General features: G+C 70.0%; 26 protein-coding genes and 1 riboswitch. Of the genes, 7 read left to right on the top strand and 19 right to left on the bottom strand.

Annotation, left to right across the window (positions count from 1 at the left end; genetic code table 11):
- Positions 1 to 14: 14 nt before the first annotated feature.
- Entirely contained in the window at positions 15 to 1,016 is a 1,002-nt protein-coding gene (locus EER30_RS26710) for an oxidoreductase (protein ID WP_127503363.1), read from the bottom strand.
- Positions 1,017 to 1,075: 59 nt separating this feature from the next.
- On the opposite strand from EER30_RS26710, the gene EER30_RS26705 reads away from it, so the two are divergent.
- Positions 1,076 to 1,420: a MerR family transcriptional regulator gene (locus EER30_RS26705; RefSeq protein ID WP_127503362.1), complete on the top strand. Its 345-nt coding sequence runs from the start codon at positions 1,076 to 1,078 to the stop codon at positions 1,418 to 1,420.
- Between the two features lie 99 nt (positions 1,421 to 1,519).
- On the top strand, positions 1,520 to 1,843 hold the full coding sequence (locus EER30_RS26700) for a hypothetical protein (protein WP_127503361.1): 324 nt from the start codon (positions 1,520 to 1,522) through the stop codon (positions 1,841 to 1,843).
- Between the two features lie 123 nt (positions 1,844 to 1,966).
- Here the strand turns inward: EER30_RS26700 and EER30_RS26695 are convergent, their stop codons facing one another.
- The 5 genes from EER30_RS26695 to EER30_RS26675 all read right to left on the bottom strand — a co-directional run bounded on the left by EER30_RS26695 (position 1,967) and on the right by EER30_RS26675 (position 6,091).
- Positions 1,967 to 2,269 (bottom strand): DUF1905 domain-containing protein, encoded by a 303-nt coding sequence (locus EER30_RS26695; protein ID WP_127503360.1) that lies wholly within the window; start codon positions 2,267 to 2,269, stop codon positions 1,967 to 1,969.
- 38 nt (positions 2,270 to 2,307) lie between these two features.
- Positions 2,308 to 3,339: a hypothetical protein gene (locus EER30_RS26690; RefSeq protein ID WP_127503359.1), complete on the bottom strand. Its 1,032-nt coding sequence runs from the start codon at positions 3,337 to 3,339 to the stop codon at positions 2,308 to 2,310.
- Positions 3,336 to 3,662: a PadR family transcriptional regulator gene (locus EER30_RS26685; protein ID WP_205650432.1), complete on the bottom strand. Its 327-nt coding sequence runs from the start codon at positions 3,660 to 3,662 to the stop codon at positions 3,336 to 3,338. The genes EER30_RS26690 and EER30_RS26685 overlap by 4 nt, the downstream gene beginning before the upstream one ends.
- Positions 3,663 to 3,685: 23 nt before the next feature.
- The gene (locus EER30_RS26680; protein ID WP_127503357.1) at positions 3,686 to 4,180 is read right to left on the bottom strand and encodes a hypothetical protein; all 495 of its coding nucleotides are present in this window, start codon (positions 4,178 to 4,180) and stop codon (positions 3,686 to 3,688) included.
- A 66-nt stretch (positions 4,181 to 4,246) separates the two neighbouring features.
- A complete protein-coding gene (locus EER30_RS26675) occupies positions 4,247 to 6,091 on the bottom strand; it encodes a glycoside hydrolase family 5 protein (protein WP_205650431.1) in 1,845 nt (614 codons plus the stop codon).
- A gap of 100 nt (positions 6,092 to 6,191) precedes the next feature.
- Between EER30_RS26675 and EER30_RS26670 the strand changes: the two genes are divergently transcribed.
- Positions 6,192 to 7,019, top strand: coding sequence for a GNAT family N-acetyltransferase (locus EER30_RS26670; RefSeq protein ID WP_205650430.1), 828 nt, complete (start codon positions 6,192 to 6,194; stop codon positions 7,017 to 7,019).
- Positions 7,020 to 7,042: 23 nt separating this feature from the next.
- Positions 7,043 to 7,402, top strand: a complete 360-nt coding sequence (locus EER30_RS26665; protein WP_127503355.1) for a hypothetical protein — start codon at positions 7,043 to 7,045, stop codon at positions 7,400 to 7,402.
- Between the two features lie 19 nt (positions 7,403 to 7,421).
- Here the strand turns inward: EER30_RS26665 and EER30_RS26660 are convergent, their stop codons facing one another.
- The 7 genes from EER30_RS26660 to EER30_RS26630 form a co-directional block, all read right to left on the bottom strand.
- Positions 7,422 to 7,868, bottom strand: coding sequence for an HNH endonuclease (locus EER30_RS26660; RefSeq protein ID WP_127503354.1), 447 nt, complete (start codon positions 7,866 to 7,868; stop codon positions 7,422 to 7,424).
- 197 nt (positions 7,869 to 8,065) lie between these two features.
- Positions 8,066 to 8,749: a hypothetical protein gene (locus tag EER30_RS26655; protein WP_127503353.1), complete on the bottom strand. Its 684-nt coding sequence runs from the start codon at positions 8,747 to 8,749 to the stop codon at positions 8,066 to 8,068.
- Between the two features lie 32 nt (positions 8,750 to 8,781).
- On the bottom strand, positions 8,782 to 9,750 hold the full coding sequence (locus EER30_RS26650; protein WP_127503352.1) for a zinc-dependent alcohol dehydrogenase: 969 nt from the start codon (positions 9,748 to 9,750) through the stop codon (positions 8,782 to 8,784).
- 9 nt (positions 9,751 to 9,759) lie between these two features.
- Positions 9,760 to 10,599, bottom strand: coding sequence for a carbohydrate ABC transporter permease (locus EER30_RS26645; protein ID WP_240670317.1), 840 nt, complete (start codon positions 10,597 to 10,599; stop codon positions 9,760 to 9,762).
- Positions 10,596 to 11,525: a carbohydrate ABC transporter permease gene (locus tag EER30_RS26640; protein ID WP_127503351.1), complete on the bottom strand. Its 930-nt coding sequence runs from the start codon at positions 11,523 to 11,525 to the stop codon at positions 10,596 to 10,598. The genes EER30_RS26645 and EER30_RS26640 overlap by 4 nt, the downstream gene beginning before the upstream one ends.
- 5 nt (positions 11,526 to 11,530) lie before the next feature.
- Positions 11,531 to 12,355 carry an ABC transporter substrate-binding protein gene (locus tag EER30_RS26635; protein ID WP_240670334.1) on the bottom strand — a complete coding sequence of 275 codons (825 nt, stop codon included), beginning with the start codon at positions 12,353 to 12,355 and terminating at the stop codon, positions 11,531 to 11,533.
- A 28-nt stretch (positions 12,356 to 12,383) separates the two neighbouring features.
- A complete protein-coding gene (locus EER30_RS26630) occupies positions 12,384 to 15,389 on the bottom strand; it encodes a family 78 glycoside hydrolase catalytic domain (RefSeq protein ID WP_127503349.1) in 3,006 nt (1,001 codons plus the stop codon).
- A gap of 193 nt (positions 15,390 to 15,582) precedes the next feature.
- On the opposite strand from EER30_RS26630, the gene EER30_RS26625 reads away from it, so the two are divergent.
- A complete protein-coding gene (locus tag EER30_RS26625) occupies positions 15,583 to 16,470 on the top strand; it encodes a helix-turn-helix transcriptional regulator (RefSeq protein ID WP_127503348.1) in 888 nt (295 codons plus the stop codon).
- Between the two features lie 107 nt (positions 16,471 to 16,577).
- Here EER30_RS26625 and EER30_RS26620 read toward each other — a convergent pair whose 3' ends face one another.
- From EER30_RS26620 to EER30_RS26610, 3 genes are read right to left on the bottom strand one after another with little or no spacing between them, the layout of a single operon-like run.
- Positions 16,578 to 16,991 (bottom strand): hypothetical protein, encoded by a 414-nt coding sequence (locus tag EER30_RS26620; protein ID WP_127503347.1) that lies wholly within the window; start codon positions 16,989 to 16,991, stop codon positions 16,578 to 16,580.
- A gap of 15 nt (positions 16,992 to 17,006) precedes the next feature.
- Positions 17,007 to 17,318 carry a hypothetical protein gene (locus tag EER30_RS26615; protein ID WP_127503346.1) on the bottom strand — a complete coding sequence of 104 codons (312 nt, stop codon included), beginning with the start codon at positions 17,316 to 17,318 and terminating at the stop codon, positions 17,007 to 17,009.
- A 16-nt stretch (positions 17,319 to 17,334) separates the two neighbouring features.
- Positions 17,335 to 17,877, bottom strand: coding sequence for a GNAT family N-acetyltransferase (locus EER30_RS26610; RefSeq protein ID WP_127503345.1), 543 nt, complete (start codon positions 17,875 to 17,877; stop codon positions 17,335 to 17,337).
- A gap of 13 nt (positions 17,878 to 17,890) precedes the next feature.
- Positions 17,891 to 18,005, bottom strand: a riboswitch (SAM riboswitch).
- A 114-nt stretch (positions 18,006 to 18,119) separates the two neighbouring features.
- On the opposite strand from EER30_RS26610, the gene EER30_RS26605 reads away from it, so the two are divergent.
- Positions 18,120 to 18,644 carry a hypothetical protein gene (locus EER30_RS26605; RefSeq protein WP_127503344.1) on the top strand — a complete coding sequence of 175 codons (525 nt, stop codon included), beginning with the start codon at positions 18,120 to 18,122 and terminating at the stop codon, positions 18,642 to 18,644.
- Positions 18,645 to 18,647: 3 nt separating this feature from the next.
- Here EER30_RS26605 and EER30_RS26600 read toward each other — a convergent pair whose 3' ends face one another.
- The 3 genes from EER30_RS26600 to EER30_RS26590 are packed head-to-tail and all read right to left on the bottom strand — an operon-like array spanning position 18,648 to position 22,094.
- Positions 18,648 to 19,214, bottom strand: coding sequence for a TetR/AcrR family transcriptional regulator (locus EER30_RS26600; RefSeq protein ID WP_127503343.1), 567 nt, complete (start codon positions 19,212 to 19,214; stop codon positions 18,648 to 18,650).
- Positions 19,215 to 19,218: 4 nt separating this feature from the next.
- Positions 19,219 to 19,827 carry a hypothetical protein gene (locus EER30_RS26595; RefSeq protein WP_127503342.1) on the bottom strand — a complete coding sequence of 203 codons (609 nt, stop codon included), beginning with the start codon at positions 19,825 to 19,827 and terminating at the stop codon, positions 19,219 to 19,221.
- 2 nt (positions 19,828 to 19,829) lie between these two features.
- The gene (locus tag EER30_RS26590) at positions 19,830 to 22,094 is read right to left on the bottom strand and encodes a PEP/pyruvate-binding domain-containing protein (RefSeq protein WP_127503341.1); all 2,265 of its coding nucleotides are present in this window, start codon (positions 22,092 to 22,094) and stop codon (positions 19,830 to 19,832) included.
- A gap of 453 nt (positions 22,095 to 22,547) precedes the next feature.
- On the opposite strand from EER30_RS26590, the gene EER30_RS26585 reads away from it, so the two are divergent.
- Positions 22,548 to 22,829: transposase (locus EER30_RS26585; protein ID WP_164842490.1), on the top strand; the 282-nt coding region annotated here is incomplete at its 3' end.

Below are 22,829 nucleotides of genomic sequence, written 5' to 3'. Positions count from 1 at the left end.
GATAAAGCGGAAAATCAGAAGTACAGCTCTTCATCCGTTTTGTGATAGTCGCGCAGCTCGTCGAAGCGGCCCGCGTCAGCCAGAGACACCCAGGACGGGTTGCCGAGCAGCACGCGGCCGAGCGCGATGAGGTCGTACTCGCCGCTCGTACGCCGGTCGACCAGCTCGCGCATCCGGTCGGAGGTGGCGAAGTCGCGGGTCAGTCCGATCGAGCCGACGGTGATCGACGGGAGGCCGGTGAGGTGCTTGGCCCAGCCGGCGAGATTACGGTCGCTGCCCGCGAAGGCCGGCTCCCAGAAGCGGCGCTGCGAGGCGTGCAGCACGTCGGCGCCGGCCTGCCGGAAGCCTTCCAGGCTCACGCCGAGTTCCGCGGGCGTCGAGGCGATGCGCGCGCTGTAGTCGCGCTCCTTGAACTGTGAGAAACGGACGATCAACGGCGTGCAGGCCGGGATCTCGGCCCGCACGGCGCGGATCACGTCGGCTGGGAAGCTGAGGTGACGGCGGGACGGGTTGGTGACCGGCCAGAGGAACTCGTCCAGCAGGTAGCCGTGGGCGGCGTGCACCTCGACGGCGTCGAAGCCGGCCCGGACGGCGACCCGCGCCGACTCGGCGTACGCCCGGATGAGGGTGTCGAAGTCGGGGCCGGACATGGTCTGCGGGGTCCAGGCGGTTCCGGCCGGCTCGCGCCGGCTGCCCAGGTGCCAGAGCTGCGCGGCGATTCGGCCGCCGGCCGCGTGCACCTCGCTCGTGACGTGGCGCCACCCGGCCTCGGCGGCCCCCGCGGTGAGCCTGGGCACGGCGGGCTGGTGGCCGGCGCTGGGGTGGTCGACCAGCACGCCCTCGGTGATGATGAGCCCGACACCGTTCTCGGCGCGGCGCCGGTAGTAGGCGGCGACCTCGGGCGTCGGCACGCCGTGCGGCGAACGCTCCCGGGTCATCGGGGCCATGACGAACTGGCTGTTCAGCGGCAGTCCGGCGACGGTGACCGGCTCGACGAGGGCGGTTGCTGTGGTCATGCGGTTACGCTAAAACTTGACACCCGTGTGAGGGTCAAGCGTTTTCTGGAGGATTTCCGATGCGGATCGGCGACCTGTCCGCGGTGACCGGCGCGAGCGCGCGGTCGCTGCGCTACTACGAGGAGCAGGGCCTGCTGGCGAGCACGCGCAGTGGTGGTGGTCAGCGGCACTATCCGGAGTCGGCGGTCGAGCGGGTGGGGCTGATCCAGTCGCTGCTGTCGGCCGGCCTGAACAGCGCGACCATTCAGGACGTCCTTCCCTGCATCAACAACGAGGCCATCCGTACGCCGTGGCTCGCTGAACGCCTCACATCGGAGCTCGACCGGGTGACCCGCCAGATCGACGACCTGAACCGGACGCGGGAAATCCTCGCCGGACTGGTGGAGCGCTACCGCGTCGGTTAGCCGCCCCCTTCGACCAGTCTCAGGAAACCCGCAGCGTCGTCACAGGCTGTACTGGACTCGGGGACCTACCGTGGTGGGTACGAGTTCAGGGAGGCTGAATTGAGCGGTTCCGTCAAGAGGTTCCTGCTGTCGATGCTCGCTTCGAAGCTGCAACGGCGGTCGGGTGGCGGACACGGCGGCATCGCCGACGGGCTGTTGCGCGAGGTCAACCACCGGATCGCCCGCTCGCAGGGGCATCACCACCGCGGCCACGGTCACTACGGGCCGCCGGGGGCCTACGGGCACCCGGGCGCTTACCCGCCAGGGGCTTACGGGCACCCGGGCGCCTACCCGCCGCCGGGAGCTTACGGCCATCACGGCCACTACAAGCATCACGGGCACTACAAGCATCACGGCCACTTCAAGAAGCGCCGCCGCTGGTAGGGGAGCTCATGAACAGGGGCCGTCCGTCCGGTGTCCCCCGGCATCGGACGGGCGAGCCCCGACGGGCGTCCCCGGCGCGCAGCGCCAGCGCGCGCCGGGGTCCCTGCAGCTCACCGCGGCCGGTCACAGGTCGAGCAGCTCGACCGAGACCGTTGCCACGTCGCCGATGTCGAGGCCCTGCGCCTGGCGGACGGCCCGTTTGATGGGCAGCACGTAGGCGCCGGTGCCGCCGCCGGGGAAGATCGAGGTCTGCCAGTGGCTGGTGCCCAGCGAGACCTTCACCCGCAGCGAGCCGAAGCCGCGCCGCAGGCCCTCGCTGCGGTCACGGATCTCGTCGGACGCCTCGACCGGCAGGCTGACGAAAGTCCAGGTTTCTTGCTTGCGCGCGGCCCACAGCCACAGCTCGCTCTCGAAATCGACCACCACCGTCCGAGCATGGCACGGGGGTACGACAATCCCGGAGATCAGGCGGCCGAGCGGCGGTCATAGCCGGCCCGGCCGGCCACGAGCAGCAGCGCGACCAGCGCGGCGGCGGCGACGCCCGAGCCGGTGAAGACCAGCGCGGTCGACAACGCGGGGGCGGGGTCGGTGACGACGTACCAGTTCGGGTTGTCGACGTCGTATCTCATCGTCTCGACGAACTCGCGGAAGAGCATGTAGGCGGGCGGGGCGGCCGCGATGAACCCCGCGGTCGCCTGCAAGGTCACCGCCCAGCGGCGTGCGCGGCCGGCTCGGCGTACGCGGGTGGCGACGGCGGCGGTCAGCAGCCAGCCGGCCAGGGCGCCCAGCACCAGGCCGCCGATGGTGAACGGGCGGATGGCCGCGGTCTCTTCCGTCCAGACGTCCAGGCTCACGTCGGTGTCTCCCAGCCCGGTCGTGCTGCCGCCGATCAGGGTCAGGCCGCCCTTCGTGGCTCGCCACGACGCGGTCCGGCCGGGGCCGAGCGCGCCCCAGGACCCGTCGTCGTTGATCACGACACCCAGTCTCACGGCCTGCGAGCTGTACGAGACGACCCGCCAGCCCGCGGCGGCCACGCTTTCCCGGGAGCGGTCGGGCACCTCCGAGCCGTGGGCGACCGCTGTGGTCACCGGCCCACCCATCGCCGTACGGTCGTCATAGACCTCCGGGCGGGAGACGCCCATCGACTCGATCAGTGCCCGCAGGTCGTCGTGGGACGTCACGTTTTCGGCTGTCTGCCAGCCCAGCCAGCGCCCGCCGATCGCGCCGGGCGCGGCCAGCGCGATCGCGGCCAGCACCGCGGCCAGGATCGGTGCCGGTCGTAACGGCAGCCGGAATCGCTGACGCAGCCCACAGAGGACCAGATGCAGCCGCGCGCCCCGGCTCGGCAGTTGATCGCCGGAGACGTCGAGCAGCGTGGTCACGATCTCGTCGCCGTGACGCCGCCGGTAGTCGCGGGGGTAGGCCAGCAGGAGGCGGCGGCAGTGCCGTTCGGCTGGACTCGAGGATCTCGCCCCGGGACGGCCGGCCGGGGTCACTGGGCCAGCCCCAGGTTGCCGAGACCGCCCAGGCCCCGCTCGGCGGCGTCGGCGTGGCGACGCAGGCGGGCCACCTGTTCGGCCAGCGCGGCCGCGCCGTCGGAGGTGAGGCGGTAGTAGCGGCGCAGCCGGCCGTCGACGGCCTCTTCACGGTCGAGCTCGACGAGGCCCTGCTCGGTGAGGCGGTCGAGGGCGCCGTAGAGGGTGCCGGGCCGCAGCACGACGTCGCCCTCGGAGAGCTGCTCGACGGCGCGGATCACCCCGTAGCCATGGGTGGGTTCCGCCGCGAGGGCGGTGAGGATCAGAAACGTGGGCTCTCGCACGCCGAGCGACGTTACGCTCAACGTCATATAACGTCAACCGTCATATCGAGAACGTCGGTCCACGTGAGAGCGTGCTCGACCCAGTCGGGAGCGGGGCCGGCCTGCGGGCCGAACAGATAGCGGTGCTCGACGATTCCTCGCAGCGCCTGATGCACGTCGAGCTTGTCGTCGATGAAGTGCGTGATGCCCAGCTCGGCACAGTGGATCGCCTTGTCGGGGCGGCGTCGGCAGAACCGTACGTTCTCTCGGGGAATGCCGGTGCGGGCGGCGAAGTCGTGGTGGTCGAGCCACATCAGGGAGTTGCGCCGCACCCGTTCGCCGCATTTGGAGATCAGCCACACCTGGTCGAACCGAGGCGCCAGGCGGGCCAGCGCGGCGAACGCGCCGGGCACGGCCGGGGTGGTGAGCATGCGGGCGGTGTCGCCGCTGAAGAACCGGGTGTCGGCGCCGCCCTGCGCTCCCCCGTCGATGATGACCCGGCCGATGTCGACGCCGAGCCGGATGTTCCGCGTATTCATTCCTCCAGCGTGGCGCCCGCGACGCTAGGACAGAACTAGCAAAGTTTGCTCAGCTATAGGTCGCGGTTATACGTACGGAAGACAGAAGAGCGCGTCCGGGGTGCGCGAGGAACCGAAACGCCCGGTGTACGCGACGCCGGCCGCGTATTCGTCGTCGGCGCACTGGCCCTTGTAGTGGCCGGCCGCGAAGTCACCACCCGGGTTGCCGGGCGGGCGGTTGTCGCCACGGTCGAACCACACGGTACGACCCACGTCAGCGCGGCTCGTTCCGGCGCGGGCCGACGGCGACGTGCCGCACAGCGCGCTTGACACGGCCGCCCCGCGAACGGCGTAGCCGACCAGCAGCGAGCCGGCGGGGCACTGCAGCTTCGTGTAGCCGCTCGCCCAGTCCCGCGTCACGTGCCGTTCGTCGCGCACCACCTGGGTCGACTCCCACGCGCCCGCGGTCACGCACAGGCCGCGGTTGCCCGTATGGCTCAGGCCGATCAGCCGTTGCCCGTCGGGGCAGGCCGACTTGCGGGCGCCGCTGTCCCAGTCCGCCTCGCCGCGCAGACGCAGTGAGGCGACGAAATCTCCGTGGTCGGGGCTCAGCATCGAGCGCGTCACCACCGGTTCGATGACACCCGTCCGTCCCTGGGTCACCAACCTGGTCCAGATCTCGCTGCGCCAGTCCCCTGTGGACAATGTGCCCGCACGGTCCCAGAAGAGCAGCCCCCAGCCGTTCGCCGCGCGGTTCTCGGTCCACCCCACGGCGGGCCAATAGGCGAAGTCGGCGTCGGCCTGGACCAGATAGTCGGTGAACGCCTCAAACCACGCCCGCTGCGCGGAACCCGGCGGAGCGTTGCCGTCGACGCCGAACTCACTGATCCACACCGGTGCCGTGAAATGCTGCCCCGGCTCGTCCGCCACGAAGAACGCGTCACGCCGCAGCACTTGGAACAGTTCGTCGCGGCTCAGATCCCGATAGCGCGGATCGCTCGTCTCGCCGATCCCGGTCGCGCCGCTGTGATTCGGCCCCGTGTAGTCGTAGAAGTGCGCCGCATAGACCAGCTTGTTCGAGGCCACCAGCGTGTGTGACAACGATCGTACGGGCCGCAGAGTCGGTCGCTCGTGCGGGAAACCGTCGACCGGGATGCCGGTCCAGTTGATGCCCTCGACGATGATCAGCAACCGCGGATTGGCCTCGCGCAGAATCCGGTCGCCGAGCCGCTGCGACGCCGCGAACCAGTCGTGATCGTTGCCCCGGCCCCAGTTCGGGTCGTCCATGACCGTGCGGCGCACCTCGTTGTAGAGGTCGGCCCCCACGACCCGCGCGTTGCCCGCATAGCGGCGCACCATGAACAGCCAGGCGTCCTCCCACGCCTGCGCGGACTGCGACGTGTTCCACCGCTCGTTGCCGTCGACGCCGCAACACCACCGCGTCGTATTCGTGTGATTGTTGAGAATGACGGCGAGGCCCGCGCCGGTCAGGGCCGCGACCACCTCGTCGTAGACCTGAAGCGGTGTCCTCCCCCGCAGGCCCGGATTGGCCGCTACCGCCGAATCGGCCACCGGCTGCGCGTCGTTGACCATCTCGCTCGAGAACGGCAGTCGCACACTGTTGACGCCGATGCCCCGGAAACCGTCGACGATCGCGCTGATCGGCGCCCGGTCGAGCCCGAGCGGCACCCGGCCCGAATCCTCGCCCGCATGATGTCCGTCGCCCTCGGCCGTGCCGCTGGCCCCGTGCCAATTGACCGACCGCAGTTTGAAACGCATCCCGTCGGCGTCCACGACGTAACGGCCGCGCGTACTCAGCGGCGCGCTCCAGCCCGGGTCGACGGCCTGCGCCGCAACCGGAACACCCGGGAGCGCGGCGGCCGCCAGAACCAACGGAACCAGAGCCGCCCAACCGCCCACAATGACCTCCATGCATCGAGATCTGTCATTGTGTTGCAGGCGCGGGACCATGTCGAGCCCGGCCGCGAAAACCAGCAGCCGACCGCCGTTGCTTCCCGCGATAATGACCGCCGTGCAGATCACGCGACTGGCGGAAACCGATGAACGGCTCGCCTGGCTGGGCGCCGCGCCCGACGGCCGCCCGCTCGGCACCGCGTTCCTGTGGCTGCCCGGCTCGGAGATCCAGCTCCACGTGCACCCGGCCGAACGGCGGACCGGCGTCGCGACCGGCCTGCTCCACGACATCGCCGAGGTGGCCACGGCCCGCGGGCTGCGCACGCTGCAGACCGAGCAGATCGCGTACGGGTCGGAAGGTGATCACTTCTGCGAGGCGCTCGGCTTCCGGCGCGTGCTCGGGTTGACGTACACCCGGCTGAATTTGACCGACGTTGTTGCCCCGCTGGTCGACGAGGTGCCCGGCTATCGTCTGGTGCACTGGGAGGGCACGGTCACGGACGATCTCGTAGAGACGTTCGTGCGGGCGCGCTCGGCGATGGACGACATGCCGATGGGCGAGGCCATCAACGTCACCTGGCCCTGGGACGTGGCCCGCCTGCACGCGGTGGCCGAGGTGGTGGCGAACCGCGACGAGACGCTGTGCACGACGGCCGCCCTGACCACGGATGGCGAGATGGCCGGCTTCACCGAACTGGTCGTCCCCGCGTCCGGCGGCGGCGATGCCCAGCACTACGGCACCGGCGTCCTACCCGCCCACCGCGGCCACGGCCTGGCCCGCTGGATGAAGGCCGCCCAGATGACCCGGGTCCGCACCCGCTTCCCCGCGCTGACCGGCCTGCTCGCCGACGCCGCCGACGACAACACCGCGATGCGCCACATCAACGAGGCCCTCGGCTACCACCCCACCCACCGAACCACCATCTACCAGCGCGACCTCACCTGACCGGTTGTGATGTGCTGACGAGCGTGAACGCAAAGAGTGCCGGACCGCTGGTCTCGATTCCGTTGGACCGGGCGGTTGAGGTCGCTCGGCTCATGGAGAGCATTGTCGCCTCGCTGGACCGAATCGGCTCTCGGCAGGCGGCGGGGGACGGTGACGCTCGCACGCTCGACCGGTTCGTCACCGAATGGCTGGTCGGGCCGCGTCTCTCCAGGGCCCGCGGGGTTCTGTGGGACGCGATCGCCGAGGTCGTCGGCGAGGAGGAGGTCGAGGCGATCGCGGAGTCGACGCCCCACTTTCCGGACCCTGTTCCGGACGAGGTTCGGGCGCTGCACGAGGAACTTCGAAAGTGGAACGAGGCACACGAGCACCGCCCCTACGCATAAGGGCGGTGCTCGTCGGCGGTCAGCGGCGGATGGCGAAGGACACCCAGGTCGGGGTTGAGGGCTTGCGGAGCAGGGGCATGCGGGCCTCGGACGGGGTGCGGTCGCCCTTGCGCTGGTTGCACGGGTAGCACGCGGCGACGGTGTTCAGCCACGAGTTGGCGCCGCCTCGCGAGCGGGGCAGCACGTGGTCGATGGTCGTCGCGGCGCGGTTGCAGTAGGCGCAGTGGCGGCCGTCGCGGGCCAGCACGCCGGCGCGCGACCAGGACGGGCCACGGCTGTGACGCCAGCGCGTGACCACGTACGTCACCAGGCGCACGACGGTCGGGACGGGCCAGACGCCGATCACGCCGTCGGGGCGGGCCTCGTGCACCTCGGCCACCTGCCGCACCAGCATCCGTACGGCGTGCCGAAGGCTCACCCGGTGCAGCGGCCCCAGGTCGGCGTTGAGCACCAGCACATCACTCACCGGGTCACCTCCTTGTGGACAGCCCGGTCAGCGAGGGGGACGCTAGCCGGGTGGCAGGCCGGGACGCACGGCTACGCCGCCGTACGACATGACGAAGAGCATCCGATCTCCTGTAATCCCGGCCAGTTGGTGATCTCTACGGTAGGGATCGGCGCGCCCCCGGACAATGGATTAACCATCCGGATGGACGACGATTTTCAGCCCGGCCAGGACGCGTCGATCTCTTCGATGATCAACGCTTCCAGCACGGACAGGCCTCTGTTCTCCGGCGCGCAGTGCGGGCTGTCGCGTCTCGCGGCGGCCGCGGGGCTGATGTCGCGAAGGTCGATCTGTTGCGGATCGGCATCGGCCAGTGCTTCGACCAGCCGCAAGGTCGCCTCACGGGTGGTCCTGGCGTAGGCCTCCCGCAGACGCCCGATCTGCGCCCGCAGGGAGACTCCGGCCTCGGGACAGGCGGCGACGAGCGCCGCGAGGAAGAACTTTCCACCCTCGGATTCGTCGTCCCATCGCCCGGTCAGCCGCGGGAGGGCGCCGGCCACCGCGCGGCGGGCCGCGACGGCCTCGGGCGCCTCGACCTGGGTGTCGGCGCCACGGCACAGGTCACGGCGCCCGACTGTGGCGATCGAGAACAGATGAACGAGAATCCAGGCTCGCTGGTAGTCGCCGACCCTCTCGTCCGTGGCCAGGGCGACGAAGCCGGGTACGGCGGCGGCCGTGTGCGGGTAGCAGAAACCCTGGTGCAGGGCCCCGTCGACGAGCACCTCGAGCAGCGCGCCCGCGTCGGGCGCCTCCTCGTCGTCGGCGTCGGGCACGTGCTCGGCGAACGCCGCCCACTCGGCCCATTCGTCGGGGGTGGCTCGGTAGGTCAGCGGTTCGATCATCGCGAGATCTCATCACAGGGCCGGGTATGAAGTCAGCCGTTGGGGTGCACGACGACTTTCAGGCCGGTTCGGGCCGCCGCCGCGGCGAACGCCTCTGCCACGTCGGAAAGGCCGTGGACGTCGGAGACGACGGACGCGAGATCGACCGCACCCGAGGCGGCCAGGTCGATCGCCCGCGGGTAGACCTCGCCCATCCGGCGGGCCAGCACCAACGTCAACCCCTTGCGGCGGGCGATCGACGCGCTGAAGGTCGTGTGGTCGCCGTCGGGGATGCCGACCAGCACAACCCGGGCGCCCGGTTTGGCCAGGCGCAGAGCCGTGTCGACGGCGGCGGGCGACCCGGACACCTCGAAGACCACGTCGGCGACCGGGTCGCCGGAAGCCGGCACCGCCCCGAACTCCAAAGCGGCCGCCAGGCGGTGTGGCAGCGGCTCGGCGGCCAGCACCCGGGTCGCGCCGTGCCGGGCGGCCAGCTGCACGAGCAGCAGGCCGATCGGTCCGCAGCCGACCACCGCCACCGTCGACGCCATCCGCACGTGGCCCAGGTCGAGCGCGTGCAGGGCCACCCCGAGCGGTTCGAGCATGGCCCCGTCGTCGTAGCTGAGCTTGTCGGGCAGCGGGTGCAGCCGGTCGGCCGGCCAGGTCAGGAACTGACGCAAACCCCCGTCGGTGCTCCCGTGCCCGGCGAAGACGATGTTCAGGCACAGGTTCGGCCAGCCGTCCCGGCACGGCTCGCAACGCAGGCACGGGATGGCCGGGTCGATCGCCACCCGCACGCCGTCGTCGGGCCCGCCCCGGATCACCCCGGCCATCTCGTGCCCGAGCACCAGCGGCGACGACGTGACCGCGTCCCCGATCCCGCCCTCGGTGAACCAGTGCAGGTCGGACCCGCAGATCCCGACCGACGTGACCTCAACGAGACGAGCGCCCGGAGAAGCCGAAGGCAGCGAGTCATCAAGCAGCCGGATGTCACCGGCGCCGAAAAGACGTGCAACACGCATCAACACACCTCAACCCTTGACGGCCCCCGCGGTCATACCCGCCACTATGCGCTTGTTGAAGAACAAGAACATGATCAGCGGAGGAATCGTGATCAGCAGGATGTCCATGAACAGCAGGTTGTACTGGGTCGAGTAGGAGCTGGAGAAGTTGTAGAGGGTGAGCTGAACGGTGGCGTTCTGATCGCCGGGCAGGAAGTAGAGCGGGTTCACGAAATCGTTGAAGATCGTCACCGACTGGACGACCACGACCGTGATGATGACCGAGCGCAGCAGCGGCAGGATGACCCGGAAGAACAGCCGCAGCGGTCCCGCGCCGTCGATGATCGCCGCCTCGTCGAGCTCGCGCGGCACGGTGGCGATGAACGCCCGGAACAGCAGCACGCAGAACGACAGGCCGAAGGCCACCTCGATGAGGATGAGGCCGGGCATCGTACGGAAGAGACCGAGTTTTTGAAGGACCCAGATCGTCGGCACGACGGCGGGCGGGATGATCAGGCCGGACAGCACCATGAAGTTGATCAGGCCGGTCCAGCGGGTGCGGCGCCGCTGCAGCACGAAGGCGACCATCGCGGCCAGCACCACCAGGATCGCCACCGACGCGACGGTCAGGATCGTGCTGTTGATGAACGCGATGATCAGCATGTAGTCGCGGGCCTGCACGACGTCGATGAAGTTCTGCACGAAGTGGAACTGGGTGGGCCAGGAGAAGTCGAGCAGCGACGCCTCCTGCCGGCTCTTGAGCGCGGTCAGCACGATGAACGCGAACGGCACCACGAAGACGACCAGGGACAGCAGAATGGCCACGATGCTGAGCAGCGGCCGCTTCCTGGACAAGGACGAGGCGGTCACAGGTCCACCTCCTTGCTGTTGAGATAGCGCGACAGCGGGAAGATGATCGCCGTCACGAGCAGGAAGAGGATGACGTTCCCGGCGGTCGACAGGCCGTAGAAGCCGGCCTGGTACTGCTTGTAGATGACCGACGCGATCACGTCGGACGTGAAGCCGGGCCCACCGCGGGTCATGGCCCAGATCAGGTCGAACGACCGCAGCCCGCCGATCAGCGACAGCAGGATCACGGTGAACGTCGCCGGGCGGGCCAGCGGGAGCACGATGCTGCGGAAGTTCTGCCAGGCCGAGGCGCCGTCGACGCGGGCCGCCTCGAAATACTCGCCCGGGATCGACACGATGCCGGCGATGTAGATGAGCGTGGCCAGGCCGACACCCTTCCACACGTCGACGAGCGCGACCGAGACCAGGGCGTACGAGGGATCGGTGAGCCAGCCCGGCCCCTGGATGCCCAGCAGCGCCAGCGACTCGTTGATCAGCCCTTCCTCGGGGTCGAGCAGGATCGTGAACGTCAGGCCGACCCCGATCGTGCTGACCAGCACCGGGAAGAAGACGACCGAGCGCAGGTAGCCGCGGGCCATGATCTGCGAGGTGAGCAGCACGGCCAGGCCGAGGCCGAGCACGACCTTGAGCCCCGAGGTGATCACCGCGTAGACGACGGTGTGCCACAGACCCGAGACCAGCGCCGGTTCCTGGAAGAAGGTGACGTAGTTGTCGAACCCGATGAACTGGGAGTCGAAGATGCTCCACCGGGTCAGGCTGAAGTAGAACGACGTCACCGTCGGCACGAGGAACAGCACGGCGTAGACGATCGCCGCCGGCAGGTAGAACCAGTGCGGGTACGGGCTGCGTTTGCGCCCGCCCGGGGCGGGCCCGGAGGCGTCGCCGCGCGTCCGGGCCGCCCGCTGAACAGTGGTGTCGGTCGCCACGAGACCTACCAGCCCTCGAGTCCGAGCTGCTGGGCCTGCTTCTTGACGTCCTCGTCGTAGAGCTTGGCGGCCGCGTCGGACTTGCGGATGCCGGAGCCGACCTCGACGCAGATCTGCTCGAGCGCCGGGCCCTTGACCGGGGAGAGGAACTCGAGGGCCAGGCTGGACGCGCCCGGCTTGTCGATGTAGGTCTGCATGTCCTTGACCGCCTGCGGCACCGACTCGGGCAGCTTGCAACCCTTGACGGCGTACGGGCCGGTCGGCTGGGTCGCCGTGCCGAGGGACTCGCAGCCTTCGGGGCTGGCGACGAACCCGAGGAACTTCTTGGCCGCCTCGAGCTTGGCGCCGGTCGTGCTGCTCGGGATGTAGAGCCCGTTCGGCGCCCACACGGTCAGGCCGTTCTTGGCGGCGTCGGCGCCGGGGATCGCGAACAGCCCGATCTTGTTCTCGGTGCCCGGGTTGTCGGCGATGAGCTGGCTGAGCATCGCGGACAGGATCGGGTACTGCGCGCCCTGTCCCTTGGCCAGCTTGTTCAGCCCGTCGGTGAGCTTGGCCGAGGCGAAGTCCTTGTTCACGTAGCCGGCGTCGTGAACCTGCTGAAGGTGATCAAAGCCCGCCCGGGCCGCGGGCGTGGTGGCGTACTTGGCCTGGTTCTTGGTGTACTGCTCGGCCCAGCCCGGGGAGGCCGCCTCGACGTTGTGGTAATCACCGAGGATGAACAGCTGCGAGGTCCACGTCTCGCCGTACGTCTGAATGACGGGGTCGACGCCGGCCGCCTTGAGCTTGGCGTTGTTGGCCTGGAACTCGTCCCAGGTGGTCGGGGTCTTCAGGCCGTTCGTCGTCTCATCGATGGCTCCCTTATCGGTTGTCGGAGGAGAGGAGAGAGTTCAGGCGGGCGGCGAGCTGGTCGCCACCGGGAATGAAGCCGTGGGCGGTGGCGGCGTCGGCGAAGCGGGCCGCGGGCATGTCGAGGTAGCGTTCGAGCCGGTCGGCCAGGGCCGCTTCGTCGTCCGCGACACCGGCTTCCCGGGCCACGGCGACCACTTCGGCCCAGCTCGGCGCGTGGTCCATGAGCTGCCGGATGCTCGGCTCGGCTTCCCGATCCGCCGATCGGGCCGGGTCGGGCACAACCCAGGAGTGCGAGCCCGGACCGACACCGATCTCCTCGCCCGCCAGGTGCACCGTCGCCGTCGTTCCCACCGGCACCGTCACGTCCAGCCGCAGCTCTCCCTCGCTCCGCCTCCAAGAGACAGAGGCTTCCCCGTACGGGGTGAGGTGCCGGGCCTTGGCGAAGGTGAGCTCACCGGTCGGCAGCGGCCGCACCTCGATCCGGCGATACCCGGGCTCGGCGGGCGCGAGGCCGGCCACCCGGCGGTGCATCCAGTCGGCGACCGCCCCGAGCGCGTAGTGGTTGAACGACGTCATCTGCCCCGGGTTGATCGACCCGTCCGGCAACATGCTGTCCCAGCGCTCCCAGACCGTGGTGGCGCCCATCGTCACCGGGTAGAGCCAGCTCGGCACCCCGGTCTGCAGAAGCAGCCGATACGCCAGCTCGGGCTCGCCCGCGTCGGTGAGCGCGTCGGTCATCAGCGGCGTCCCGACGAACCCGGTGCTGATGCGGAAACCGGCGACCCGCACGAGGTCGGCCAGCCGACGTCCGGCGTGTTCCCGCTGCTCGGCCGTGGGCAGCAGCGCCCACTGCAGGGCCAGCGCATAGGCGGTCGGCGCGTCGCTGAGCACCCGCCCGCCCTCGGTCACGTATTCGCGGGCGAACGCCTCCCGAACACGCCGGGCCAGCTCGCCGTACTCGCGGGCCACGGCCCCGTCGCCGATCGCGAGCGCGGCCTGGGCCACGACCTCGGCCGAGCGGGCCAGGTGGGCGGTCGCGATGACGTCGGGGTCGGCCTTGGCCCGGAACGGGTCCTCGGGCGGGGCGGTCGGGTCGAGCCAGTCGCCGAACTGGAAGCCACCGGCCCACAGCAGGTCGGGCCCGGCGAGGGCGGCCATCTTGTCGACCCAGCCGCGCATGCTGGGCAGCTGCCGTTCGAGCAGGCCGCGGTCTCCGGTGCGCTGATAGAGCACCCACGGCACGATGGTCGCGGCGTCGCCCCACGCGGCGGTGGCCTGGCCCGGCTGCCGGATGACGTCCGGGATCACGTACGGGACCGAGCCGTCCTTCTGCTGCTCCGAGGCGAGGTCGGCGAGCCAGTTGGTGAGGAAGCCGGCCGAGTCGAACAGGAACGACGCGGTCGGCGAGAAGACCTGGATGTCGCCGGTCCAGCCGAGCCGCTCGTCGCGCTGCGGGCAGTCGGTCGGCACGTCGACGAAGTTGCCGCGCATGCCCCAGACGACGTTCTCGTGGAAGCGGTCGAGCAGCTCGTTCGAGGACTCGAACCATCCCGTACGCCGCAGGTCGGACCCGACGACGACGGCCTCGATGTCCTCTTTGTTCAGGCCGTCGACACCGGTGACCTCGGCGTAGCGGAAGCCGTGGAACGTGAGGCTCGGCTCGAGCACTCTTTTTTCCGGGCCGTCGAGGATCCACTCGTCGGTGGCCTTGGCGGCCCTCAACGGGCGGGTGCCCAGCTCGCCGTCCTCGAGGACCTCGGCATGGCGTACGACGATCTTGTCGTCTCTGTTGCCCTTCACTGTCAGGCGCACCCAGCCGACGAGGTTCTGGCCGAAGTCGACGAGCGTCTTGCCGGACGGGGAGGTGAAGACCTCGACCGCGGGGAGGACCTCGGTGATCCGTACGGGTGGGCCGTCGGGGGCGACGAGCAGGGTTTTGTCGGCGTCGAGTTCGTCCACCGGGGTTTCGCTGCCTTCGTTCCGCCGCAGGTCGGTGGTCTGGCCGTTGTAGAGGTCGTCGTCGACGATCGTGCCCTCGCGGGCGGTCCAGTTGCCGTCGGTGGCGAGGGTCCGTACGGTGCCGTCAGCCGTCTCGACCTCGAGCTGGGCCAGCAGGGCGAGGCGGTCGCCGTACAGGCTGTGCTGGTTGCGGAAGCCGAGGTAGCCGCGGAACCAGCCGTTGCCGAGCTGCACCTCGAGACGGTTGACGCCCTCGGCGAGCAGCGCGGTCACGTCGTGGGTGCGATAGCGAAGGCGATGCTGGTAGGCGGTCCAGCCCGGGGCGAGCTGCTCGTCGCCGACCCGATGGCCGTTGAGCTCGGCGGTGTAGAGGCCGTGCGCGGTGGCGTACAGGCGGGCCTTGACGATGCCGGCGGGGAGCTCGATGACGCCGGCGAGGACCGGGGACGGGCTGCCCCAGGCGCCGATCTCGCGCGGGCTGACGAAGCGCGCGCTCCAGTCGGCCGGTTCGAGCAGCCCGGCCTCGACGGTGGCGGGCTCACTCCACCCACTCCAGCCTGCGGTATCGCCGGCCCTGACCCGTACGGAGGCCGCCTCCCTCGACGTGAGCGGCGCCCCCGGCCAAGGCACCAGCACCTGCTCGCCGGACGCGATCTCGAAGACCTCGGCTCTTTCCCCACGCGGGCCGTCCTCGGGGCGCCCGGCCTCGTCACCTTCGGCCCTACCACCGACCCTCTCGACGTGGCCTCCCTCAGCACCACTTCCCTCGACGTGCTCTGCCTCGGTACCGCTTCCCTCGACGTGGCCTGCCTCGGTACCGCTTCCCTCGACGTCGTCGGCCCGACGGAGCTCCGCCTCGCCACTGTTCACCCCATCGTGATCAACTTCGCGGGCGGCGGCGGTGCGGGTGATCTCGATCTGGTAGCGGGTCTGGGCGTAGCCGTCGGGGGCCGTCGCGACCTGCCAGGAGATGCGCGGGGTGGCCGTACCGAGGCCGAGGACGGGCGCGGGGTGGTGCTCGAAGCGGAGGGCGTGGGGGGCGGCGATTTCCGGCATGACACTCCTGTACAGCAACGACTCGCCGCTGAAACGATTCAAGAACCGACGCGGCGAGGAGGCGAGCAAGATGTTTCGTTTTCGTGGCGAGAAGGTTTCGCTTGACCCCGATCCTCTGGGTCGCCGCAGGCCGCGGCATAGCCCGTGATGAACCGGAGGTAGCACGAAATTCACCTGGGGCCTACGGTGGGGCATGTCCGAAGACCCCCCGGTCGAGAACACCCGGACCCTGCTGCACTTCATCGACGGGTCGGTGGCCTACGCCGGTCACTACCTGCACGAAGACACGCATCCGGTGCACACGCACAGCTTCGTGGAGATCGCGCTGGTCATCTCGGGAACCGGGGTGCACCACAGCCTCGCCGGCCGTCAGGAGCTCACCATCGGCGACGCGGTCCTGCTGCGTCCGGGCGTGTGGCACGGCTACGAGAACTGCCGCAGCCTGGTCCTCTACAACTGCTGCTTCTCGACCGAATTGTTACAACGCGAGCTGGCCTGGACCCGCCAGGATCCCCGGCTGGGCCACCTGCTCTGGACCGGCCCCTACTCGGGCCAACGTCGCGGCATCCTCTATACCCACCTGACCGACGACGCCGCCACCGCCTGCCTGGAACACCTCGACGGCCTGCAGAAACTCCGCACCGTCCCGGCCGCCGACTACCGCGGCGACATGATCGGCCGTCTCACGCTCTTCCTCAGCACCCTGGCCCGAGTGGTGGCCGACGCCTCCAACGGCTCGGCCGGCACCCACCCCGCCGTGCTCGACGCGATGCGCATGATGGAGGATCGCCCCGCCCACCAGTGGACCCTGACCGAGCTGGCCGCCGAACTGCACCTGGCCCCCGGCTACCTGGTCCGCCTCTTCAAGGCCGCGACGGGCCTGCCCCCGATGGCCTTCCTGTCCCGCCACCGCGTCGAGCTCGCCGCGACCCGCCTGCTGCACACCGACAAGCCCATCAACCGCATCGGCGAGTCGGTCGGCTGGCCCGACCAGAACTACTTCGCCCGCCGGTTCAAGTCGCACTACGGGTTGAGCGCGTCGCTCTATCGCACCCGCTTCACCCACGCCAATAAGCACTGAGAACTGCCGGCCGAAGACCGGCGGTGCGCGGCAGCCACGTGGTCTCGCATGGCTGTTCACGGTCGCGTCCGGCGGTTTCCTTTCCACCCGCACGAGGGTGGAAAACATCAAAGCCCGAAGTCCGACGGAATCTGAGCCGCCTTCCTCTCAAAAGCATCGCCGACCGGGTCCCCCGCACGCAGCAGCTGCTCCAACCCGCGTTGCTCTTGAAAGTCGTGATCCGGCCTGCCATAGCTTTCCACCGATCGCGCCAAACGGTCCGCCAAGTCACCCAGACCGAGGTATCGAAATCCCGCCACAGCACGTTCGAACCCGGCCGGCTCGACAACTGCCATCGCCGACCCGAGACCACCGCCCAGGATGGAGTTGTAGACCCTCATGACATGGGCAAGCCTGGTCGTTCCGATCGGCGTGCCGACTGGAACCTCGCCTTCAGCCCCGAAGTCCACGGCATCGTCGTAAACATCATCCAGTGACATCGGAGCCATCCACATCCACCCGGAAAGTTCATAGCTTGCCACGCCGACAAGCTGACATCAGGCGTAGAGAACCGAATAGAACCCCCAGACGGCCCCGATCACCAGGCCGAGAAGGCCGACGACCCACGCGCCGTGCCGCCTGGCCGCGAAGAACAGCAGGACGACGTACGAACTCGCGATGACGGCGGACCACACTGCGGCAACCGGGACCCGCGCCGAGCTGCAACCGGCGGGTGCTGGAAACGTCAGCGAGCAGATGTCGTGGCGCGGGACGGCCAGCCACCAGAACGCGGCCCAGGCGGCCAACGCCAGCGCGCCGCCGCAGGCGGCCAACGCCCCGAGGCTCGCCCTGCCGTCCTCGCGATGCACAGATCGACGATAGACGTTACGTCAACGTCCGAGCATCAGGCCAGACCATCCGCAACTTCTCGGGAGAACCGTTGAGCCGCCCCGGATCCCCGCCCGGGGCAGACACCGTCGCGGTCTCGACGCACCGGCCCCCGGCCGCACGGTAGAACCGCTGTGCTGCCGTGTTCTGCCGCAGCACCCACAGGTACATCCCCGCCGACGCCGCCCGCTCGGCGACCGCCCCGGCGGCGTGGGCCAGCAACACCGTCCCCACGCCGCCGCGCTGCTGGTCGTGGACGACATGCAGGTTGTCGACCAGGCTCCCCCACCGAGTGTTCTCGTCGAGGACGACGTGCACGAATCCCACCAACCGCCCGGCGCGCTCAGCGACGACAGTGTGCGCGCCGGCCGCCGCGGCCAGCCGCCCTCGCCACACCCTGCGGCGGTCGGAGACCACATCCCCGTCGAGGAACGAATCGGCGTACGCGCCCCGGTAGTGGCGGCGCCAACTGTCGGCGTGCAGGTCCGCGATCCGGTCCGCGTCATCGGCGATCGCTGGGCGAAACCGCGGCGAATCCACGACAGGCTCCCTGACTCACGGCTTGCGCGACACGGTCGTGTCACACCTGGTCGTCACCCGGAGTACCCCGCCCGCGAACGGAGGGCTGCCGGCCAGCAAGCCGGGGCCGCGCGCTGACACTCATGACCGAACCCCGGCAACCTAACACCGCCGGCCCACCGGTGTCGTCCCCAGCCTCCCCCTCACGACGCCGCTCGAAATCCTCTTCGGACGCGGGTGCCGGGCGTGTGATCATTTCCGGAGTGGCCAGCTTTCCCGCGACCGCGCGCCTGGTGCGGGACGAGAGTCTGAGCCCACAGTTGCGCCGGGTGAGGCTGGGGAACTGCCTCCACCACTTCGCGCCCTTCGGGTTCAAGGCCACGTGGAACTACCTGTCAGTCACCCACCGCGTCCCGGTTCGCGTCGAGGTTGATCCGGCGTCCCTGGTTCGTGCTCTCGACGACCTCGAGACGACCCGGGCGCTGGTGCTGCCGGGGGCAGCCGCCTTCGCTGCTCGCCGACGCGCGTTGAAGCGGCAGGGTCACCGGTTCCCGGCGGGTCTGCATCCGTGGAACTCCCGGGGGTTTTGCGGCCTCGCCTACTGTCCCGACCCACAGAAGTACCCGGCCGATCCGCTGCCCGTCGTGGTGAGCCGGGTGCTCGCCTCGTACGCCGCCGGCGTCGACCCGGCCGGGCGGTGCTTCGTCTGCGGCGGCGAGGATCGCCGCCCGCGAAGGGCCTGCCGCCACTGCGGCGTTCTCCCCGGCGGCCCTGGCGGCCGCGTCTGACGATCAGGTGGCGAAGAGCAGGTCGAGCTGGGCGTCCAGCGCGTCGAGGGCCTGCGCAGGCGTGTACTGGCCGCCCAGCAGGTAGAGGCCGAGTCCCTCCATCAACGCCAGCAGCCCGGCGGCCGCCACCGCACCGCCGCGCGGGAGCATCGACGCGATGAACTCGACGAACTGGGCGGTGCTGGGTCGCAGTTCGGCCGACGCCGCGGGGCGCACTGCCGTGTAGGCGAGGAAGGCCAGCGCGACCCGGCCGTCCTCACGGGTGGGGCCTTCGAGGGGCAGCAGAGCGGCGATCATCGTACGCAATAACAGGCGAGGAGTGGGGTCGGCGCCGAGCGCGTCCACGGCGGCGCGGACCCGGACCTCGCTGCGCTCGCTGATGGCGGCCAGGGCGAACACCATCATCTCGTCCTTGGTGTGGAAGTAGTGCTGCACCATCCCCGCCGACACCCCGGCCGCCTGCGCCACGTGGCGCAGGCTCACGGCTTCCAGGCCCTGTTCGGCGGCGACCTTCATCAGCGCGTCCGCGATCAGGCGGCGGCGCTCGTCGTGGTCGACCTTCTTCGGCATGTCGTCACTCCGCAAAGGCCTCGAGACGGGACCGGGCGGCGCGGACCAGGCCGTCCGGGTCGTCGGCGTACAGGCGCACCTCCTCGACCGGCTCCCCCGAGCCCTTCGGCAGGGCGAACGCGATCGGGCGGCGCAGCCGGACATCCACCGACGTCTGGCTGCCGACCACGACGTGCAGGGCGCCGTCCTCGTACTGGATGCCCTTGCTCGACGGCATCGAACGATAGCGCTTGCTGATCGACGCGATGTCGGCCCACCGTACGGTCATGTCGATGCCGGGGCCCATGCGCACGCGCAGGCCCTCGTCGACGACCAGGTGGGGATTCCGGATGAGGCCGCCGAGGAAGCCGAGCATCCACAGCAGGCCCCACACGCTGATGGCCAGCGTGATCAGGCGGGCCGGGCCCCACGGGATCACGTTCTTGACGATCAGGTCGAGGATCGGGATCTCCACGACGGACAGTCCGAGGAACACGCCCAGGATCGGCTTGACCACACCGAGATAGCCGAACGGTTCGCCGCCGTACAGCGGAACCGGGCGGCGACCGGCCCACAGGAACAGGTTGCGCCAGGTGGCGGCCTCGGCGGCGAGAGCGCGTCGGAGCAGGCTCATCGTCATCCCTCCACGACGGTGACGGTGCCGGCCGCGGCGTCGACGGTGACGATCTGGCCGGTGCGGAGAATGCGGGTGGCGCCGGGCACGCAGATCACGGCCGGGATGCCGTACTCGCGGGCGACGGTCGGTCCGTGCGCCATGATCGCGCCGGTTTCGGTGACGAGCGCGGCGGCGGTGAGGAACAGGGGCGTCCAGCCGGGGTCGGTGGTCGAGACGACGAGGATCTCGCCCGGTTCGAGGTGAGCGGTGGCCGGGTCGGTGACGACGCGTACGGGTCCTGTGGCTCGCCCGGCCGAGGCGCCCACACCCTTGAGGGCGCCGGGGTCCTGCTCGCCGGGCATGGTCGCCTCGACGTCGGTGCCGTCGGAGAGCAGAGCCACGGGTACGGATCGGCGCCGCGACTCGCGTTCGTAAAGGGCGCGACGGTCGGCGACCAACTCGCGCAAACCGCCGCCCAGGTCAGCGGCCACGCCCGAGCTCCGGGTCGCACTCTCCGCCTCGGCCAGGTCGAGGAACATGATGTCGTCGGAGCGATCGAGAATCCCGGCGGCGGTCAGGTCGGCGCCGACGGCGAGCAGGTGGCGGCGCATCTCGGCCAGCCGGTAGAGACCCGCGAACTTCCCCGACTCCCGCAGCCCCGACAGGCGACGAGCCCGCCCGAGCAGGAAAACAGCGAGACCACCGCGTACGGGCCGGCGCCGCCGGGCACGCTTGCCGAGCCCGCGCAGGGTGGTCTCGGCCTGCTCGGCGGCGCGGGCGAAGCGCTTGTCGGGCGCCTGATCGTCGTCGGTGACCCGCTCGTAGTTGGCCAGCGCGGCCAGCACCGGGGTGGGGTCCTCCGACCAGCGGGGAACACCGAGGTCGACCTCGGCGGCGGCGCGGTGCCCGTACGCGTCCAGGAAGGGTTTCAGGTTTTCGCCCGTGTGTGCGATTTCCCAGAGCTTGAGGTCCATCTCGATCGTGACGTTGTGGGGCATGCCGGCGAGGATCGTGTTGATCTCGCCGGGGCGGGCGACCGGGCCGAGCAGCTTCGGCGGCAGGGCACCGGCGAGCAGGCCGGCGACGATCGGCCAGAGAAGCGCGTCGGGGCCGTCGGACTTGTCCTCCTCCCGCAGCCGGGCGAACCGCTCGGCGGTGGTCAGCGCGCGGCCGTCGTCCTCGGAGTCGCGGCGGATGCGGTCGACCTCGGCCTCGAGGCGCGCGCGGGCCCGCTCGGGACGGGCCAGCGCGCCCAAGATCCCGCGGACGGCGCGACCGACCGGGGGCATGACACGAGCCTGCTTCTTCCGGGCCGGCCCGGGCGCGAAACGCGGGTCGTCGAGCACGTGCCGCATGGCCGCCTGCGCGCGCGGCCCGAAGTCGACGGCCAGCAGCGGGATGAGCCGGCGGCGAGCGGCCGGGTCGCGTACGAGATCGGTCATGTCGCCGTAGAGGCGCCCGCCGATGTCGGTGATCTCGACGGTGATGCCGAGCGGCGCGAGCATCCCCCGGATCACGTCCTTCAGGGTGTCCATGCCCATCGGCGTGACCGGCTGGAGCATCCCCTGCACGTGGCCGAACTCGAGGTAGACCCGCGGCGGCCCGTCGGTCGGCGGTGGCGCCGGGAAGAGCGTCGTGATCGGTCGCGACTGCAGGATCCAGAGCTGCCCGTCACGGTCGACGGCCCATTCGACGTCCTGCGGCGAGCCGAACTGCTTCTCCAGCCGCTCGCCTATGTTTTGGAGCGGATCGCCGTCCTCGAGAACGCGCCTGTTGACGTGTGTCGTGCCGCCGACGACCGCCTCACCGCCGCCCGGAGCCTCCTCGACGATCATCTCGCCGCGCCGCCCGGTCACGGGGTTCGCCGTGAAGAGCACCCCGCCGGTCACCGCCTCCACCATCCGTTGCACGACGACGGCCAAGTCAACCCCCGCTTGCCCGTACGCCGCCACGCGCGCATTCCCCGCCGAGGCGCGACACGTCTCGATCGCGGCGAACAGCGCGTCCTCGCCGTGCACGTCGAGCACGGAGTCGAACATCCCGGCGTAGCTGGCGTCGGGGCCGTCCTCGACGGTGGCGCTCGACCGCACGGCGACCGCTCCCCCGCCCAGGCTCCGATAGGCGGCCCGGATCTCGTCCTCGGGCAGCGCCCCGGTGTCGGCGGTGATGCAGAAGCCGTCCGGCACCCGTTCGCCGGCCCGCAACATCTCGCCCAGCCCGGCCGCCTTGCCCCCGACCAGCTCAACCATGCCGGCGGTGACATCCCGCAGGTCGACGATCCCCATCGGCCCTCCCCGTGTTGGCAATACGACTGCAATGTCAAAGGTAGCCGTTTTCCAATACAACTGCAACGCAAAACCGGGCTCGGACCCCTGATGCAGACCAGCCCGAGCCGTTTAAGCACGCCGCACCCCCGCTGACCCCAGGACCGGCCCGCGCCGCACAGCACCGCTGACCCCAGAACCGGCACACGCCGCTCAGGACCCGCACCGCAGTGCTGACCCAGAAACCGGCTCGCGCCGCACAGGCAAAGCCGCGCCCACCGCTGACCCCAGAACCGGCCCGCACCCCTCACACAGAACCGGCGCACCGCTCACTCAGAACCAGGCCCACGTGGCTGTGGACAAGGCCGTCGCGGGTGAGGCCGTTGTGGATAAGTCGGCCCCGGGGCTTGACAGCGAGCTAAGACCGCATCTCGATAGGGGTTGTTGAGGACCAACATCATTCGTTGTACGGGTGTGAGTGATGTGGAGAAGTACTGCCCGGAGTCGTTGTGGCAGCTCGTGCGGCCGCTGCTGCCCGCCCACCCGGAAAGACACCAGGGCGGTGGGCGGCGACGCATCGATGATCGGGTCGCGGTAGCGGCGATCGTGTATGCGTTGCAGACCGGCTGTGCGTGGAACGCGTTGCCCGAGTCGTTCCCGATCTCCCGGGCGACCGCGCATCGCCGGTTCACCGAATGGGTGGAACAGGGCGTCATGCAGGCGTTTCACCAGGCGACGCTGGACGTTCTCGGTGCC

The sequence above is a fragment of the Actinoplanes solisilvae genome, assembly GCF_003999975.1.
GTDB classification, from domain to species: Bacteria; Actinomycetota; Actinomycetes; order Mycobacteriales; family Micromonosporaceae; genus Actinoplanes; species Actinoplanes solisilvae.
The sequence above is the reverse complement of the archived record's forward strand: the minus strand, read 5'-3'. Positions and strand labels throughout refer to the sequence as shown.